This window comes from Alcanivorax sp., from assembly GCF_040119285.1.
Classification (GTDB): domain Bacteria; phylum Pseudomonadota; class Gammaproteobacteria; order Pseudomonadales; family Alcanivoracaceae; genus Alcanivorax.
Map to the genome: position 1 here is coordinate 57845 of NZ_JBEDTY010000003.1, position 13580 is coordinate 71424.

15 protein-coding genes are annotated in these 13580 nt (G+C 54.7%); 9 read left to right on the forward strand and 6 right to left on the reverse strand.

The annotated features are described in order from the left end of the window. Nucleotides 1-6: 6 nt before the first annotated feature. Nucleotides 7-504, reverse strand: coding sequence for a hypothetical protein (locus ABNH10_RS00765; RefSeq protein WP_349384304.1), 498 nt, complete (start codon nt 502-504; stop codon nt 7-9). A gap of 421 nt (nt 505-925) precedes the next feature. Between ABNH10_RS00765 and ABNH10_RS00770 the strand changes: the two genes are divergently transcribed. The 4 genes from ABNH10_RS00770 to ABNH10_RS00785 all read left to right on the forward strand — a co-directional run bounded on the left by ABNH10_RS00770 (nt 926) and on the right by ABNH10_RS00785 (nt 4907). Next, the gene (locus tag ABNH10_RS00770) at nt 926-1387 is read left to right on the forward strand and encodes an LEA/WHy family protein (RefSeq protein ID WP_349384305.1); all 462 of its coding nucleotides are present in this window, start codon (nt 926-928) and stop codon (nt 1385-1387) included. 351 nt (nt 1388-1738) lie between these two features. Beyond that, complete coding sequence (locus tag ABNH10_RS00775; RefSeq protein ID WP_349384306.1) at nt 1739-3199, forward strand: flavin-containing monooxygenase; 1461 nt, start codon at nt 1739-1741, stop codon at nt 3197-3199. After that, the gene (locus ABNH10_RS00780; protein ID WP_349384307.1) at nt 3196-4152 is read left to right on the forward strand and encodes an alpha/beta hydrolase; all 957 of its coding nucleotides are present in this window, start codon (nt 3196-3198) and stop codon (nt 4150-4152) included. Before ABNH10_RS00775 ends, ABNH10_RS00780 begins: the two co-directional genes overlap by 4 nt. Continuing rightward, nucleotides 4149-4907 (forward strand): SDR family oxidoreductase, encoded by a 759-nt coding sequence (locus ABNH10_RS00785; RefSeq protein ID WP_349384308.1) that lies wholly within the window; start codon nt 4149-4151, stop codon nt 4905-4907. The genes ABNH10_RS00780 and ABNH10_RS00785 overlap by 4 nt, the downstream gene beginning before the upstream one ends. Before the next feature lie 143 nt (nt 4908-5050). Here the strand turns inward: ABNH10_RS00785 and ABNH10_RS00790 are convergent, their stop codons facing one another. Then, nucleotides 5051-5491: a 3D domain-containing protein gene (locus ABNH10_RS00790; protein ID WP_349384309.1), complete on the reverse strand. Its 441-nt coding sequence runs from the start codon at nt 5489-5491 to the stop codon at nt 5051-5053. A 3-nt stretch (nt 5492-5494) separates the two neighbouring features. On the opposite strand from ABNH10_RS00790, the gene ABNH10_RS00795 reads away from it, so the two are divergent. Both ABNH10_RS00795 and ABNH10_RS00800 read left to right on the forward strand, forming a co-directional pair. Then, on the forward strand, nt 5495-6469 hold the full coding sequence (locus ABNH10_RS00795; RefSeq protein ID WP_349384310.1) for an alpha/beta fold hydrolase: 975 nt from the start codon (nt 5495-5497) through the stop codon (nt 6467-6469). Nucleotides 6470-6507: 38 nt separating this feature from the next. Beyond that, nucleotides 6508-7341 carry an SDR family oxidoreductase gene (locus tag ABNH10_RS00800; RefSeq protein ID WP_349384311.1) on the forward strand — a complete coding sequence of 278 codons (834 nt, stop codon included), beginning with the start codon at nt 6508-6510 and terminating at the stop codon, nt 7339-7341. A 155-nt stretch (nt 7342-7496) separates the two neighbouring features. On the opposite strand, the gene ABNH10_RS00805 is transcribed toward ABNH10_RS00800, so the two are convergent. The 3 genes from ABNH10_RS00805 to ABNH10_RS00815 all read right to left on the reverse strand — a co-directional run bounded on the left by ABNH10_RS00805 (nt 7497) and on the right by ABNH10_RS00815 (nt 9073). After that, complete coding sequence (locus tag ABNH10_RS00805; RefSeq protein ID WP_349384312.1) at nt 7497-8078, reverse strand: acyl carrier protein phosphodiesterase; 582 nt, start codon at nt 8076-8078, stop codon at nt 7497-7499. Continuing rightward, nucleotides 8075-8671 (reverse strand): GNAT family N-acetyltransferase, encoded by a 597-nt coding sequence (locus ABNH10_RS00810; protein WP_349384313.1) that lies wholly within the window; start codon nt 8669-8671, stop codon nt 8075-8077. Before ABNH10_RS00810 ends, ABNH10_RS00805 begins: the two co-directional genes overlap by 4 nt. A gap of 63 nt (nt 8672-8734) precedes the next feature. Further along, nucleotides 8735-9073, reverse strand: coding sequence for a histidine triad nucleotide-binding protein (locus ABNH10_RS00815; RefSeq protein ID WP_349384314.1), 339 nt, complete (start codon nt 9071-9073; stop codon nt 8735-8737). Between the two features lie 212 nt (nt 9074-9285). Between ABNH10_RS00815 and ABNH10_RS00820 the strand changes: the two genes are divergently transcribed. Beyond that, nucleotides 9286-10194, forward strand: a complete 909-nt coding sequence (locus ABNH10_RS00820; protein ID WP_349384315.1) for a 6-pyruvoyl trahydropterin synthase family protein — start codon at nt 9286-9288, stop codon at nt 10192-10194. A gap of 242 nt (nt 10195-10436) precedes the next feature. On the opposite strand, the gene ABNH10_RS00825 is transcribed toward ABNH10_RS00820, so the two are convergent. After that, nucleotides 10437-11384 (reverse strand): LysR family transcriptional regulator, encoded by a 948-nt coding sequence (locus ABNH10_RS00825; protein WP_349384346.1) that lies wholly within the window; start codon nt 11382-11384, stop codon nt 10437-10439. Between the two features lie 436 nt (nt 11385-11820). Here ABNH10_RS00825 and ABNH10_RS00830 point away from each other — a divergent pair, with 436 nt between their 5' ends. Together ABNH10_RS00830 and ABNH10_RS00835 are read left to right on the forward strand one after the other, a co-directional pair. Further along, nucleotides 11821-12093 (forward strand): Arc family DNA-binding protein, encoded by a 273-nt coding sequence (locus tag ABNH10_RS00830; RefSeq protein ID WP_349384316.1) that lies wholly within the window; start codon nt 11821-11823, stop codon nt 12091-12093. 162 nt (nt 12094-12255) lie between these two features. Beyond that, on the forward strand, nt 12256-13485 hold the full coding sequence (locus ABNH10_RS00835; protein ID WP_349384317.1) for a GGDEF domain-containing protein: 1230 nt from the start codon (nt 12256-12258) through the stop codon (nt 13483-13485). The last annotated feature ends 95 nt before the right edge of the window (nt 13486-13580 follow it).

Below are 13580 nucleotides of genomic sequence, written 5' to 3' on the forward strand. Positions count from 1 at the left end.
TGACTCTCAGCGCCAGTCGCGAAAACGAAAACGCGGCTGTTGCTTGGCGGGATCGTCTTCGATATGCAGCTGAATGAAATGACGCCCGTGGTTTTTGTCGAAGTGCCCGGTTACCCCCTGGCGCATTTCCCTGCCGGAAGGCCCAGTGCCAGTAACAAAAGCGATGAGTTCATGATCACCGTTTTTCACGTTGGCCAGCGCCAAGCGCTGAACCGCACCATTTTTCAGGGCGCGGATTTCCTTTTCCGTGTAAAGATGACTGGTCAGCACTTCGCCATCCAGTTCCAGCGTAATGCTGTCCGGCTGGAAAAAGTACCCCACATCTAAAGAGACATACACGCCAACTTGAGTGTCTGCAGGAAATAACAGCTCTTCTTCGAGCAATAACAGGCGTTTGTTGACTTCCAGCACGTCACGTTTGAAATCAGCCAGATCCTTGTCCAGATCAGCCCCGTGCAGCTGGGCTGCAGCCAGCATCAACAGCAAAATGAATGCGCGGCGCATGTGCGCTCCCCCAGTGTTAGCGTTTATCTGCATTGTTTTCAAATACGTTGTTAGGGAATCTACCATAGCTTGCCGGCTTTGGCTGTTGCGATTGTCACAGCCTGCCGGGTACAAATTTGCGACAATCTGGTACTTGCCTTCCCCCCGATGATCACGCGATGATTCATGACGCCGAATGATTCTATCATCCGGCTCCCGTGCCGGCGGCCTGATTATAATGCCGCACCACAGGCGCCCCGCAAGGGGCGCGGTGGTGTGGCCACCGATCGGGCCGTCCGGCACGCATTATTCACCGCACCCTCTTACTATCGCCCATACAGCGCCTCCCCTCGCTTAAGCCTTTCACCCCCCACTCTGGCAACTTTCCGGTTATGCTGGTCTCTAATAGCCAGCTAGCAACGCCTAAAAATGGAGTAAATGAATGAATAAAGCGGTTTCTCTGTGGATGGCCATGGGCCTACTGATCTTGAGCGGCTGCCAGAGTTTGGCCGGCCTGGAATCTCCAGAAATCAGTGTCTCCGGTATTAATCTAAACAACTTCAGTCTGTTCGAACAGGAATGGGGCCTCACCCTGCGGGCACAAAACCCCAATGACCGGGAGCTCACCTTCAACAGCCTAGACTACGAGATCTACATTAACGGGGAAAAGTTTGCCCGCGGCCTCACCAACGAAAGTATTACCTTGCCGGCCATGGGCGATGCCCAAGTGACCACCACTATTACCACTAGCTTGCTGAGCAGCCTGCAGCAATTGCAGAAAATTCAGCAAAACCAACACCAGCCACTACAATACCGTCTGGTGGGCAAAGCACGGGTTGCTGGCGTACCGATTCCCTTGTCTTTCGACAAGGAAGGGGAAATGAAACTACCGGCCATGCCATAAGAAAGACGTTGTTATCACGGAAGGCACCCATGAAAACGCGGCTTCACTTGAGAAATGCGGTTCCCTCTATGGCAAAAGGGTGCATCTCCGATGCCCACGCCGAAACCGGGCAGGGCCGCTGGTTGGCCCCGCATCCTTGGGGCAACCTCAGAATCCTGCAGGCATACCGGGGCCGGCACGCCCTGCTTCAGCAAAGACCACCTGCCTACGCACGCGGGTAATGGCTCGCTCTACTGTCAGGAGATTCCCTTTAGTGTCCGAATTTCACAGTGTTGTGTCCCACAATGTCATAAACAAGGCATTTAGGTATCGCTACAGTGGAAAGTAACGTTATTAACCGGATTGTTTCCCATGCAAGCAACGCACAACGTGGTCATTATCGGCGCCGGCTTCGGCGGATTGGGCATGGCCATTCGCCTGAAGGCCCAGGGCCTAGATGACCTGCTGCTAATTGAAAAAGGTCACGATGTTGGAGGCTGCTGGCGAGATAACACCTACCCGGGTGCCGCCTGTGATGTGCCTTCGCACCTGTATTCATTCTCTTTTGAGCGTCACTACCCATGGAGCCGTCGCTTCGCGCAGCAAAAAGAAATTTTTGCCTACCAGCAATACTGCGCTCGCAAATACGATCTATACCGCCATATCCGCTTCAATGTAGAAGTGGCAGAAGCCCGTTTTCTGGATGACGCCGGCCTCTGGGAAATCACTATGACCAATGGCGAGGTCATCACCTGCCGAGCGTTGATAACCGCCACTGGCCAGCTCAACCAACCAGCCTACCCGCCACTTCCGGGAATTGAAGATTTTAAGGGCCCGCATTTTCACAGTGCTCGCTGGAACCACGATGAGGATCTTACTGGTAAAACCGTAGCCGTGGTGGGTACTGGCGCCAGCGCCATTCAGTTCGTTCCCCACATTGCCAAAGTGGCAGGCAAGGTCAAACTGTTCCAGCGCTCCGCGGCCCATGTGATTGCCAAACCGGATCGCGCCTACCGCAAGGCCGAGCACTGGATGCTGAAAAAGCTGCCACTGACCCAGACCCTGGATCGCATGCGCATCTATGCGGCCAATGAATCACGGGTGCTGGGGTTTACCTCCTTCCAAAAAGCCATGGCCTTCTACGAATGGCTGTTCGCCCGGCACCTGAAAAAACAGATTAACGACCCGGCACTGCGTAAAACACTAACCCCAGATTACCCCATGGGCTGTAAGCGCATCCTGATGTCCAACGATTACTACCCCGCGCTGGCCCAAGCGAACACGGAAGTGATCAACTACGGCATTGATGCGGTGGATGAGAAAGGCCTTACGGATAGTAGCGGCACTCACCACGATGTGGACGTAATCATCTACGGTACTGGCTTCAAGGCCACCGATTTCCTTACCCCAATGAACATTACCGGCCGCAACGGCAAAGACCTGAATAGCGCCTGGCAGGACGGTGCAGAAGCATACCTGGGCATTACCGTACGTGGCTTCCCAAACCTGTTCATGCTCTATGGCCCCAACACCAACCTGGGCCATAATTCGATTATTTACATGCTGGAAAGCCAAATCCATTACGTTCAGCAATGCTTGGCAGAAATGGAAGAACAACAACTTCATTCCATGGAAGTGCGCGAAAGCGTGCAGGCGCGTTTCAACGACAATGTGCAGCGCAAAATAAGCGATACCGTTTGGGACAAGGGCTGCCACAGCTGGTACAAAACCGATAGTGGCAAGAATACCAATAACTGGCCTGGTTTCACTTTTGACTACCGCCGCCAAACCCAACACCTGGAACTCAGCGACTACGAGTACACAACCCTATGAGCCTGTTTGTTGATCGCATCAGCCGTAGCCAGTCAACATTGCAACAATTACTGGCCGGCACGTTACGCCAGTCCCTTGCTCTGTTATTTAAACCCGTAGCCAACCCGCGCTTCAGTTTTACCACGCAACGGCGCTGGATGGACCTCATGGCCCACAGCACCCTCAAGGCCGGAGGCATCGCCAGCCATGATAACGCGCTGGGAAATGTACCTTGCCGCCACTACCAACCACTACATGCACAGAGTACCGTGCTCTATTTGCACGGCGGTGGCTACGTGGCAGGGAGTCCGGACAGTCACAAGTCCATCACCTCGCATCTGGCCAAATTCGCCAATGCCCATGTGGTGGTGCCGGATTACCGGCTCGCTCCGGAACACCCCTGCCCTGCCGCCATCGAAGATGCCGTTGCGGTCTACCTGGCCCTGCTGAACCACGGGGTGAGCCCCGCAGCTCTAACCTTGATGGGCGACTCCGCAGGAGGCGGGCTAGCACTGGCCACGCTGCAAGCGTTGAAAAACCGCGGTAAGCCGCTACCCAGTAGCGTTATTCTGTTCTCTCCCTGGGTGGACCTAACCTTGGGACAGCTCTACGACACCGACCGAGATATCATGCTAAGCCATAGCTGGCTAGCCAGCGCGGCGCAAGCCTATGCGGGTAATGATACCCGCAATGTCCAGTGCTCCCCGCTGTTCGGCGAGCTGGATGAATTGCCCCCCACGCTAATCCAGGCCGGCGGCGATGAAATTCTGCTTAATGATAGCCACCGTTTGTGCGCCGCCTTAAACGAAGCAGGCACCCCCACGCGGCTACAGATTCACCCGCAACGCTGGCACGATTTTCAATTACACGCGGGGGTACTTGCAGACGCGGATCACGCTCTAATGACCTGCGCACGTTTTATTCACCAACACGCAACCCATAACCATAACCATAAAAAGGACGCTAGCGCATGAAACGCATCATGATTACCGGCGCCGCCAGCGGCATTGGTTTGGCCACCGCCACCTTCTTTCATAACAAGGGCTGGCAGGTAGGCCTTACCGACATCAATGAAACCGCCTTGGCCAAGCTCGCCAGAAAACTGGATGGCAGCTGGTACCGACGTCTGGATGTGACTGAAGCGATGGCCTGTCAGAAAGCCTGCGAGAGCTTTTCTCAAGGCAAGGGTTTTGATGCACTCTTCAACTGCGCAGGGGTTTTGCGCATGGGGCATTTCGAAGACATCAGTGCCGAGCAGCATAAACAAATTATTGATATCAATGTCACTGGTTTGATCAACATGTCCTTGGCGGCTCAACCCCATCTACAACTGAGCACCGAACCCGCAGTGATTAACATGAGCTCCGCCTCTGCGCTCTACGGGGTGCCGCATCTAGCGTCCTACTCCGCCAGCAAGTTTGCCGTACGGGCACTCACCGAAGCCCTCAATATCGAATGGGCACGCCAAGGTATTCGCGTGGTGGATATCATGCCCCCCTTTGTGAAGACCCCGATGATCGAGGGCGCCATTTTCCGCGCCCCGGTAGTGGACCGATTGGGCGTCAATCTCACTGCAAAAGACATCGCCGCTAAAGTCTGGATAGCCGCGAATGAAAACGTGCCGGTGCACAATCCTGTAGGACGTACATTTAAGTTAATTAAGTTGATGGACAAGGTATTGCCCAGTTTTTCCACCAAGCTGACGATGACATTTCTTAGCCGCGAATAGAGACGCGGCAGGCTTCAAGCTGCAACACAACGGAAAATAGTTTGCGTATTGAAAAACAGGGGCCGCGCCCGAACTCTGGCCGTGGCCCCTGTGCCCTGGAAACCGAAAAACGGTTATACCCTGTTGTTACTTGGGTCCTGGAGCTACTTCGGCGACCGAGGAAAACGGATCTTGATTTTGCGGCGACCCCATTCACGGGCGGCCTGTAAGTCTTCCCCCATATAAATATCAATTTTACGCTTCCAACGCCGGTGCATCTTGTCCTTCACTCGCCAGACACCCGGCAAGCCTTCGATGGTGACTTCGGCATTGTGTGTGAGCCCCATCGATATCAGATCACGAGACACGGCAACGGCCTGCATCCCCGGCTTTAACCGGTCGCCCCAAGCGGCAAGCGCATGGTCGTTACCCGCTCCCTGCCCATGCAATGAGTTATAGGCCGAGGCAGTCACCGTCAATTCTACCAATGGTACCGGAAACGCTTTTTCTGCTTCGCAACGGGACACCAGCGCAGTGGTAAGCACGAGCACCAATGAAAAAAAGGCCGCATTCACTCGCCGTTGCAAAGGCTCTGTTACGCTCATGACATGACTCTCCACTTTATTCGTTCTGTTATTCGCCTTTCTTTTATTCTTTTTACCGGGGTACTGATGGCTGCGTGTAGCGCTTATTCCGAAAAACAATCCAAGGACACCAGTATACCTGAGCCTCTCACCAATACTGTGCGGGAGTGGGCGCCTGCTGGCACCCCACGGGGGGTCATCCTCGGCTTGCACAGTTTCGGGGATTTCGGCGCCGCCTTTGAACAGGTTGGCCCTTGGTTTGCCGAGACCGGCTATCTGTTTGTGGCCTATGACCAGGCAGGCTTCGGCGACCGGTTACAGCAAGGTCGCTGGGCCGGTGAGCAGGAACTGATAGACGACGCGGCGACACAGATTCGGCGATTGCACCAGACCCACCCGCAGCCCCTGTTTGTGCTCGGTGAAAGCTTGGGCGGCGCCGTCGCCATACTCGCGGCCCAACAACAACCGGACAAGGTCGCCGGGCTGATACTGGCCGGGCCTGCGGTGCGCGAAGGGATTCGTTTTCGGTATGGCTGGAATGCAGCCATCGCCACCGCCGCCACCCTGGCCCCGGGCTACCGACTCACCGTTGAGCGCAACGCTGACGACCCCAGCCTATCACCCACCAGTGCGCAACGGCTGGCCAAGGAGCCCCGCGTCATGCGAGAAGTGCGCATGGACGCATACTGGGGCCTGATCAAGCTAGCCGACAGCGCCAGTGATTCCGCTAACCACCTCAACATCCCAACCCTACTGCTGTACGGAGGCAATGACCATTCCGTCCCCGAGGCCGGCATTGTGAATCTGCGCCAGCATTTATCTGCTAACGACCAAGGGAAATACCGGTTCTACCCGCAAGCGCCACACCTGTTACTTCAGAGCTGGGAGTGGCAGCGAATCTGCAAGGATATTGCACAGTGGCTTACTTGGAGCCAAGCACCACAGAAAAACACGCAAAATGGCCTGACCGGCTCCACCCCGCCCTGTGAGGCCTGTTAAGCTGGTAACACACCGACAGGAAACAGGGTAAAGATAACATGAGCAAACGCGTACTGATCACCGGCGGTAATTCCGGCATTGGTTTCTGCACGGCAGAACAGCTAGCCGCGCGCGGCGCAGAGGTCATCCTCGCCTGCCGCGACCAAACCAAAGGCCAAGCCGCCATTGCCAAAATCAAGAACGCTCATCCGCAAGCAAAAATACGCCTATTTGCGTTGGATCTGGCAGATCTTGACCAAGTCCGTGATTGCGCGGCTCAGCTCTATCAAGAACTGGGACACATAGATGTCTTGATCAACAATGCCGGCGTGGTTCCGACCCGGCAGGAATTTACCAAAGACGGCTATGAAATGCAGTTCGGAGTGAATTATCTCGCTCCAGTACTGTTCACCCACCTAATGCTGCCGCTGTTAAAAAAAGGCACCGCACCGCGTATCCTCCACGTTGCCTCTGTGGCTCACTGGCTAGGCCGTATCAATAAGAAAACGTGGAAGGGCCGCAAACCCTATCTGATTATGGATGCTTACGGACAGTCCAAACTGGCCAACATCCTGTTCAGCAATGTGCTTGCAGACCGTCTGAAAGAAATTGGCATTACCAGCAACGCCCTGCACCCCGGGGGCGTGGACACCCCGATTTTTCGCCATGTCCCCAACGTCATTATGGCGCTAATTCGCCCTACGCTCACCACCCCGGAAAAAGCCGCTTCGCTTCCGGTAAGCCTGGCCCTAGACAAACAATACGTAGGCATCACTGGGGAATATTTCGCCAACCACAAAACGGCTCTGCGCTCGCCCCGTGCACGCAATAGCCGCCTGGCTGATGAATTGTATTACGACACCATGGCCGAGTTGGGTATACCTGCGTTATAAGCCAAGGATAGTTGCCAACGACAAGCTGCAACTCGCAAGAGAGCAAAAAAGCTCTGAAAAAGAAGGGCCGCGTGCAACATCTTGGCGCGGCCCCACTGTTGAAAAATTGTCGCGCTCTCTGGAGCGAGAAACATTAGGCTTGTCAAAAAGCGCCCTCACTCCAGCCCGCTCTCCCTAACCCTCGCCTGTAACTGGGGGTAAAACGTCAGGAACCCTTCTTCCAGCTCCCGATAACGTGACCCGATTTCCTCAATGATGCCACCGAAGGAATTGGCAAACCGAATCCGCGCAGCGATCACATCCAGCGCCTCGCCAACCTTGGTCAAATCACCGTACTGATTGAGCAAATCAAACGCGATCAATCGCTCTACCCGCTGCTGCATGGGCCCGTGCATTAAGGGCAACCCCTGTTCCAGCTGGCGGTAATGCTGCGCAATAGCGTGTTCTCTGGGCACGTCATAAAACCGCGTCCAATGCTGCCAAAGGAAATGATCGAACAGCACATCCAGTGCCACCCCAGCAAAACGTCGACGGCCAGACGAAAAGGTACGGCGCTGCGAGATAACCCAAGGGTGATGGTCGGTAAAGTGGTCCACCAGACGGTGGTTATCCAAGCCCCGGCGCAGTGGCTCAGTCAGCTCACTAACGTCCACTCCACGCATAAAATCCCCAAGCACATTGCCGACCTTGGACGATACAGTAGGTTGCGCCAAAGATAGGTGGGCAAGGTAATTCACGGCGCATTACCCGCCAATCGGTAACGCAGGTTCTGACGCACCGCGGGCCATTCCTGCTCAAGAACGGAAAACACCACCGTGTCGCGATACACGCCGTCGGCTGAGCGGGTGTGGTGGCGGAGCACACCATCCTGCTTGGCACCCAGGCGGGCAATGGCCGTGCGGGATGCGTGGCTGTGCCAGTGCGTTCTCAGTTCCACAGCAATAGCATTCAGCGTATCGAAGGCATGGCCCAGCAGCAGTAATTTACATTCACTGTTCACCGCACTGCGCTGGCAACGGCGCGCATACCAGGTATGCCCAAGCTCAAGGCGCCCATTATGTTCGTCCACTCGAAAAAAACGGGTACTGCCGATCACTTTACCACTGGCCCGATGACGCACCGCGAACGGCATATCACCCCGCTCCCGCCCTTTCAGGGCCGCATCGATATAATCCCTCATCCCGTCCGGTGCCGGCACAGCGGTATACCACAACCGCCATAATTCACCATCGACGGTGGCCTCAGCCAGTTCTTGCGCATGCTCCAAGCACAAAGGCTCCAACACCACATGCTCGCCTGCCAGGGTGACCGGGGATATCCATCGCGCCATTTTACGTGCTCCTGTATTTCAGGCAATTCGGCGGACTTGGCCGGCCTTCACACGACCAGGAAATCAGCCTGGGGGCCAATCAAACGAACGCCCACCCAGCACATGCACATGCAGGTGAAATACTGTCTGGCTGGCGCCGGCGCCGTTATTCACGTTCAGACGAAAATCCTCCAGCCCTTCTTGTTTGGCCACCTGGCTGGCCACCAGCAGCAAATGCCCAAGGAGCGCCTGATCGGCTTCTTCAGCATCAGACAGCTTTGCAATCGGCTTCTTGGGAATCATCAGAAAATGCGTAGGCGCCTGCGGGTTGATATCCCGGAAAGCCAGGCACTGGTCGTCTTCAAAGATGATATCAGCGGGAATCTCCCGGTCGATGATCTTGGAGAACAGGGTTTCAGCCATTGTATTTTCACTCCTTGGATGACGCTGGACCAAAGCAGGGGCATTGGTCCTCATGATGTGCATTTCACTGTGTATCGGGTGTGTCCCGGTTCACAGCCACAGCGATAACTGCTCGTAAAATGTTCGCTGTGGGCCACAGTGCACCTTAGCGGCAGCCCAGAATAATGGCATTATAGTGGCCTGTCGAAACCCATCATTATCATCGGAATAGCATGGCCACTCTTTTTGTCGAAAATTTAACCGTCGCCGATTTCTCTTACCTCCATTCCAAGCGCGGCATGGTGGGCGAATCTTGGCTGGTGGATCTGGAGCTGAGTGGAGAACTGGATGATCAGGGCATGGTCTTCGACTTTGGCCACATCAAAAAACGGATCAAACAAATCATTGATGACAGTGTCGATCACCGCCTGCTGGTCCCCGTGGATAATGACCAGGCCACGCTCGCAGAGCGCGATAATGATACTAGCCTAGAGTGGGCTTACCGGGGCGGGACCATACGCATGGTTGCCCCCAGCCAAAGCCTGTTACTGATGCAGGGCCCGGAAGTCTCCAAAGCCAGCCTGACCCTGTACCTGATGGACCTGATCCAAACCGTGGTTCCCAAGAATGTAGCGGAAGTGCGCGTGGTTTTACGCGAAGAAGATACCGGCACCGCGCCGTTCTATCACTATTCCCATGGCCTGAAAAAACACGACGGCAATTGCCAGCGCATTGCTCACGGACATCGTTCCAACATCCACATTTTCGAGAATGGCCGCCGCAGCCGTTACTGGGAAAAACTGTGGGCAGACCGCTGGGAAGATATTTATCTGGGCACCGAAGAAGATCTGGAAGGTACTTACTATATCGACGAAATTCCCCATCACCGGTTCCGCTACGATGCAGAGCAGGGGCATTTTGAACTGGTGATTCCGGAAGATCACTGCTACATGGTCGATACAGACACCACCGTAGAGCAGCTGGCTGCCCACATCGCCAATCAACTGGCTACCGAAGCCCCAGGCAAGCACTTCCGTGTGCGCGCCTTCGAAGGCGTCGGCAAAGGCGCCATCGCCGAAGCCGGCGAAAATATGCCGGGTAAAACCCACAGCAGCTGGCTCAGTGGCACATCAGTAATCTAACAATAGCGTTGCAACGCAGGTAAAGGAGCAAGCCACACGAGGGCCGCCGCTCTGCCCGTGTAATTCAGTTCAACGTAAGATGTTGAACAAGAAAACAAGGGCACCTTCCTACCCTTACCGATGGCGTGCCGAGCCCAAGTGCACAGAGCACATCTGCGCAATGGAGGATGAAGAAACCGACACAAGGCACACAACGTCATAATTTGTGTTTTCCGATTTCAATTCGGCACGTTTAACGGTGCTTATTCCTCCGCCAGAATCCGCTCCGCTTCCTCCTGAATTAGCCTTCGCAACCAGCGATGCGCTACGTTGTGGTGTAACAGCGACGACCACGCCATTTTCAGTTCGAACTCGGGGATATCGAAGGGGGGCGACTTAATCAGCAATCGTTCATTTTGCGCCTGCATACGTGCCACACGGCTGGGCAGCGTAGCCACCAGGTCATTATTCATGGCCAGCAGGGCGGGCATTTGATAATGGCGAGTGAAGATACTGATCTTCCGACTGGTGCCCAGTTGCTCCAAGGCATGATCAATCCACCCCAGCCCGCCAAGCTTTTCCGGGTTCATGCCAAACCCCACTCCGAAACCGGTTTTCGACACCCAGATATGCTGAGCTGAGAGATAACTGTCCAGATCAAACCCCTTGGCAATGGGGTTGTCGCGGTTAAGCAGGCAGGAAAACGAATCCTTCCACAGGCTCACCTGATGGAACGATCCTGGGATTTCGTTAAAGCGGTTCACCGCCATATCGACCCGGCCCTGCTCCATATCCTGGTAGCTCACATCCGATGGTGTCAGGAAGTCGAGTACTACATTGGGTGCCTCAGCGCGCAGGCGGCGCACAATATGTGGCACCAGGGTGGCTTCTGCATAATCGCTGGTCATGATCCGAAATACCCGGCGGCTATCCGCAGGCTGAAAAACATCTTCAGGGGTGAACAGTTGCTCTGCCTGAGAAAGAATTTGACGCACTAGCGGCCGCAATTCCTGGGCTCGCTCCGTCGCAGTCATGCCATCGCTAGTACGGATCAACAGCGGGTCGCCAAACAATTCCCTCAGCCGCTTCAGGGAGTTACTCATCGCCGGTTGAGTAATGCCTAACTGCTCCGCTGCGCGAGTCACATTCTGCTCGCGTAACAGCACATCCAAGTATTTGAGTAGGTTGAGATCTGCCGCACCAATATTCATTAGGTGAATAGCCGCCAAGGATTACATCAGTGAACCAATTGTAGCACTGCTTGATACGCACAGGCATGGTCCCTCAACTCACACCAACACAGCTTCACCCTTGTAAAAAAACTTTTACATCGTCGAGTATTAACCGTGTCGCTATTCTGCCAATATCGGCTAGACGCAAAAATATGCGTAAGGTTTGACAGGCTGCTGCAACAGACTCTTGTGTACCCCGTTTTTCAGCGTATTCGCAGTTCATGTTCCATACGAGACACAAAAGCGGAGTACTGAGCATCTCCTCGTAAGGGGGCCTAATGTGGGTGTGTATCCATCAAGGTATGCCAACAGCCAGCAGCTTGTATCCCGATAACAGCACAGCCTGCTCTGTTGTCATAGGCCGGCAAGCCTCGCGCGCCAGCCTTATGTAAGCAGGCGTGATTCAGAGGTTACTATGACAAACAACGCAACCACGCGAACCGAGAAGTTCGTGGTTCGTTTTCCCTGCGGCATGCGAAACCTGGTGGCCGAGGCAGCCAGCCATAGCCACCGCAGCATGAACGCAGAAATTATTGCCAGGCTGGAACACAGTCTGAACAACTGGCCCCAGGCTCTGCCCCATATAACTACCGCCGTTCCACAAGGTAATGAAGAGACCGTCCTGCTGGAGCGCTTTCGTCAGCTACCCCAAAGTAAGCAACAAGCATTATTAGCTCTTTTGGATTAAGTTAGCGTTCAAAATTAACCCCCACCGCCCTTCTGTCCCTACAATACGCCGCTAACCACGCGGCGATTATCGATTCGGCAACACTTTGCACTATGATGTAGTGCATATGATGATCAGCACACGCCGTCACCGATTCATGGACTGGAAGGAGCCTTAAAGGCCGTGACCGCAAACCAGAACCACACGCCTCTGCCAACCGGCAACGACATCGCGTTACCGTGGCATCTACGCCTGCCCAAACCGCTGGAAAAAGACTTCCGCCTCTACTTCCGGGCCAGCGTGGCCAAGGCCACGCCTTGGGCTCTGGCTCTGGTGGCATTTTTGATCATCTCCGCCATGTTTATCGAGTCGCGCTTTTCTGTCGATGTCTTAAGCTTTTCCTGGCGGTCAAGGCTGTTTACCCTGATGCTCACCGGTGCCTGTGTTGTGCTGCTGCGCAAACCCCAGTGGCGCAACTGGCTTCACGAAGCCACTCTAATACTGGCTTTTGCCATCTCACTCACCGGCAATTATCTAGGCGCCACCATTGAGCCCTCATTGTCCTATCCCTTTTTCTTGCATACGCCACTGGCTATCCTGATGATCTGCATCTTGATCAGAGTGCCCTTCTATGTAGCACTGGGCAGCTCGGCGATCATGATTGCTTGCATGATCTTTAGCCTGCAGCTGAACCCCGAGCGGTACCCCTTTGAACCGACCACCTTGGTGCTTGTGTCGCTGGCCTTCACCAGCACGGGGCTGTTCGGCCAATATGTTTACGAGCGGCTTTTGCGCCAGTACTTTCTCTCCGAACATGTGCTATTCCAGCACAGAAATGAATTACACTCCGCCAATCTTGTGCTGGAAAATCAGGCCACTGTCGACGGCATGACCGGTTGTATTAATCGCCGGGGAATGGAAAGCCGCCTGAACCACCTCTATCACCAGCTAAAGCAAAAAAGTCCGGATGCCCCCGAGCGCATTACCCTGATGTTGTTCGATATCGATTTTTTCAAACAGTACAATGACACCTATGGCCACCCTGCCGGGGATGAGTGCCTGAAAAAAGTGGCGGGGGTGCCGCTAGGGATGGTGCAAAGCGATACCGATTTCGTTGCTCGCTATGGTGGCGAGGAATTTGTCATTACCCTGGCGAACTCCAGCTTCAACGATGCACTGGTGCTTGCCGAGCGCATGCGTAACCGGGTGGAACAGCTGGGCATCCCCCACAGCGGCTCTCGGGTAAGCCAGGTAGTCACCATCAGTGTCGGGGTTGCCTGCTCGGACAGCAGCGCAGAAAATGGTGGTCAGCTGTTAAAAATGGCAGACGAAGCGCTGTATCAGGCAAAAGGCTCCGGCAGAAACCGCGTAGCACTGATGAGCAATCAAGGGGTGGTGGAGATGTTGAATTAGATGGCAGCCACAGTGTTCAGGATTCTGTAACGTTTACTTGCAGAGGCCGCCGCGCCCTGAATATTAAGCGCGGTCTGACCTTCAGCTTTAGCATC

Bases quoted from the DNA above. Each gene is read 5' to 3' on its own strand.
- ABNH10_RS00820 (WP_349384315.1), top strand. From the start codon at position 9,286: ATGGCCACTCTTTTTGTCGAAAATTTAACCGTCGCCGATTTCTCTTAC.
- ABNH10_RS00780 (WP_349384307.1), top strand. From the start codon at position 3,196: ATGAGCCTGTTTGTTGATCGCATCAGCCGTAGCCAGTCAACATTGCAA.
- ABNH10_RS00775 (WP_349384306.1), top strand. From the start codon at position 1,739: ATGCAAGCAACGCACAACGTGGTCATTATCGGCGCCGGCTTCGGCGGA.
- ABNH10_RS00795 (WP_349384310.1), top strand. From the start codon at position 5,495: ATGACTCTCCACTTTATTCGTTCTGTTATTCGCCTTTCTTTTATTCTT.
- ABNH10_RS00830 (WP_349384316.1), top strand. From the start codon at position 11,821: ATGACAAACAACGCAACCACGCGAACCGAGAAGTTCGTGGTTCGTTTT.
- ABNH10_RS00815 (WP_349384314.1), bottom strand. From the start codon at position 9,073: ATGGCTGAAACCCTGTTCTCCAAGATCATCGACCGGGAGATTCCCGCT.
- ABNH10_RS00770 (WP_349384305.1), top strand. From the start codon at position 926: ATGAATAAAGCGGTTTCTCTGTGGATGGCCATGGGCCTACTGATCTTG.
- ABNH10_RS00765 (WP_349384304.1), bottom strand. From the start codon at position 504: ATGCGCCGCGCATTCATTTTGCTGTTGATGCTGGCTGCAGCCCAGCTG.
- ABNH10_RS00810 (WP_349384313.1), bottom strand. From the start codon at position 8,671: ATGGCGCGATGGATATCCCCGGTCACCCTGGCAGGCGAGCATGTGGTG.
- ABNH10_RS00825 (WP_349384346.1), bottom strand. From the start codon at position 11,384: ATGAATATTGGTGCGGCAGATCTCAACCTACTCAAATACTTGGATGTG.
- ABNH10_RS00800 (WP_349384311.1), top strand. From the start codon at position 6,508: ATGAGCAAACGCGTACTGATCACCGGCGGTAATTCCGGCATTGGTTTC.
- ABNH10_RS00790 (WP_349384309.1), bottom strand. From the start codon at position 5,491: ATGAGCGTAACAGAGCCTTTGCAACGGCGAGTGAATGCGGCCTTTTTT.
- ABNH10_RS00785 (WP_349384308.1), top strand. From the start codon at position 4,149: ATGAAACGCATCATGATTACCGGCGCCGCCAGCGGCATTGGTTTGGCC.